This is a genomic window from Cupriavidus sp. 01L46, assembly GCF_056399905.1.
In genome coordinates this window covers 1-1,687 of record NZ_JBFTSF010000562.1, presented here as the reverse complement: position 1 = coordinate 1,687, position 1,687 = coordinate 1, and the positions used below count along the sequence as shown (strand labels likewise).

The window sequence follows — 1,687 nt, the reverse complement described above, 5'->3', positions numbered from 1 at the left end:
GCCTGGACGGCACTGCTGTGAAAGGGATCCATCATGATCGCCATCACAAACGCCAGCCCGCTGATCTCGCTGATCGCGGGCATCCTGATCCTGATCATGCCGCGGCTGCTGAACTACATCGTGGCGATCTACCTGATTGTCATCGGCTTGCTAGGGCTGTTCGGCGGGCACCTGCACTAAGAGGCCATTTCAAAAAGACTCTGGCGCGCAGCACGGGAAGGCCGCGCTGCGCGGGCGTGCTTTACTTCAAGATGCCTTGACAGCGCGGCGTGCGCTTTGCTGGGCTGCGCCAGTCGCGGCTGCGGTCGATGCTTCGATGTTGGACTTCACCGTTTCAACCGCTTGCTTCGAGGCCTTCTGCACCGATTCGTAGGTGTTGTTGGCGGCGGCAACCGTCTGCTGCAGCAGGGCGGTGATCGCCTCCGATCCGGCCGGCGCATTCTTTACGAACGTATCGACGAAGGTCTGCACGCTGCGGTTGTGCTGTTCGTATTGCGCTTCCACCGTCTTGGTGAGTTCGGCCTGCGTGGCCGAGGCAATCTCGTACACATGGCGGGCATATGCCAGCGCCTTGTCGGCTGCCGGCTGCGCGAACTTACCCTGTGCGCTGAAGACATCCTTCAGGTCGCCACCGGACAAGGCCGCCTGCACGTTCTCCTGGCTTTCGGCCAGGCTCGACTTCATGGCTTGCAGGTTCAGCTCGGCCAGTTTCTGGAAACCGTCGAAAGCCGTATTCGTCAGCGCGAACAAGTTGGCGAAATGGGCTTTCTGGGCTTCAGCGAACTGGTCGGACGAAAAAACGAACATGCGTGTTCTCCTGTGTATCGCCCGGCAGCCAGGCCGACAGGCACGGCATGTGCCCTCGCGGCAAGCGGGTCGAATATGAGATTCGGAAAGGCGGCGTCATCACTGATTTGCGCAGTGCACCATCCAAGGGCAGATTCTAGAGCCCTCTATTTGGATAGCCCCTAGGGAGATACCCGAACAAACACGGTATCCCGCTTGTTGCTGTGCAGCAAGGTCGACATGAGCTTACCCAACTGTGTGGGGGTGCTTTCAGAAGTACCGTGCGTCCCCGCCATCGCGGGGACGGTTTCCTCCTCCGTTGGCAACCGCACGCATTTCCAATTGCTGCGGCTAAGATGCGCCTGTCTATCCTCCCGGCGTACCCCGTACGGAATCCAGATGACGATCCGGGGCGGGCGCAAAGACCGCGTCCTCCACTTCCGGATGATCGTCTTCCGGCTCCCGCCATGAAGGCAACGTCAACTGCCCGAGCTTATGCTGCCGGCGTCTCGAACGCGCGCAGCGGCTCGAGGAATTCCAGCGTGCGCTCGCGCTTGAGCAGCCTCGGCAATGCCTGCTCATAGGCCTGCCGATAGGGCCGGCTCAAGTGATATGCCTGGAAGTACGCGGGGCTGCAAGCCCAGGTCTCGTAGAGCACCAGCGTGTCGGGGTCTTCGACCGAGCGATGCAGGTAGGTGTTGACGAAATCCGGCTCCTTGGCCATTTGCTCCAGTACTTGCAGCAAGCTGGATTCGAGTTCGTCGCGATGCTCCGGCTTACCCGGCAGGTGGACGATAAAGGCGATGTTTTCACTCATGGTGTTCCGTGCTCCTTGCTGATGCCAAGTCAGTAAATCAGATAAGCCAGCTAAGCCAGCTCAAGCCTCACAGCTGGCTCATGC

Annotated in this window: 3 protein-coding genes; 1 reads left to right on the top strand and 2 read right to left on the bottom strand. The window is 60.0% G+C overall.

Going from position 1 to position 1,687, the window contains the following annotated elements; genetic code table 11:
* Positions 1 to 33 precede the first annotated feature (33 nt).
* Entirely contained in the window at positions 34 to 180 is a 147-nt protein-coding gene (locus AC1DS3_RS38365) for a DUF3096 domain-containing protein (protein ID WP_441640834.1), read from the top strand.
* A 66-nt stretch (positions 181 to 246) separates the two neighbouring features.
* Here AC1DS3_RS38365 and AC1DS3_RS38360 read toward each other — a convergent pair whose 3' ends face one another.
* Entirely contained in the window at positions 247 to 807 is a 561-nt protein-coding gene (locus tag AC1DS3_RS38360; RefSeq protein WP_441640835.1) for a phasin family protein, read from the bottom strand.
* A gap of 472 nt (positions 808 to 1,279) precedes the next feature.
* Positions 1,280 to 1,603 (bottom strand): putative quinol monooxygenase, encoded by a 324-nt coding sequence (locus tag AC1DS3_RS38355; protein WP_441640836.1) that lies wholly within the window; start codon positions 1,601 to 1,603, stop codon positions 1,280 to 1,282.
* Between the last annotated feature and the right edge of the window lie 84 nt (positions 1,604 to 1,687).

What these genes read in the sequence shown, in the direction of transcription:
- AC1DS3_RS38365 (WP_441640834.1), top strand. Translation starts at nt 34, where the DNA reads ATGATCGCCATCACAAACGCCAGCCCGCTGATCTCGCTGATCGCGGGC.
- AC1DS3_RS38360 (WP_441640835.1), bottom strand. Translation starts at nt 807, where the DNA reads ATGTTCGTTTTTTCGTCCGACCAGTTCGCTGAAGCCCAGAAAGCCCAT.
- AC1DS3_RS38355 (WP_441640836.1), bottom strand. Translation starts at nt 1,603, where the DNA reads ATGAGTGAAAACATCGCCTTTATCGTCCACCTGCCGGGTAAGCCGGAG.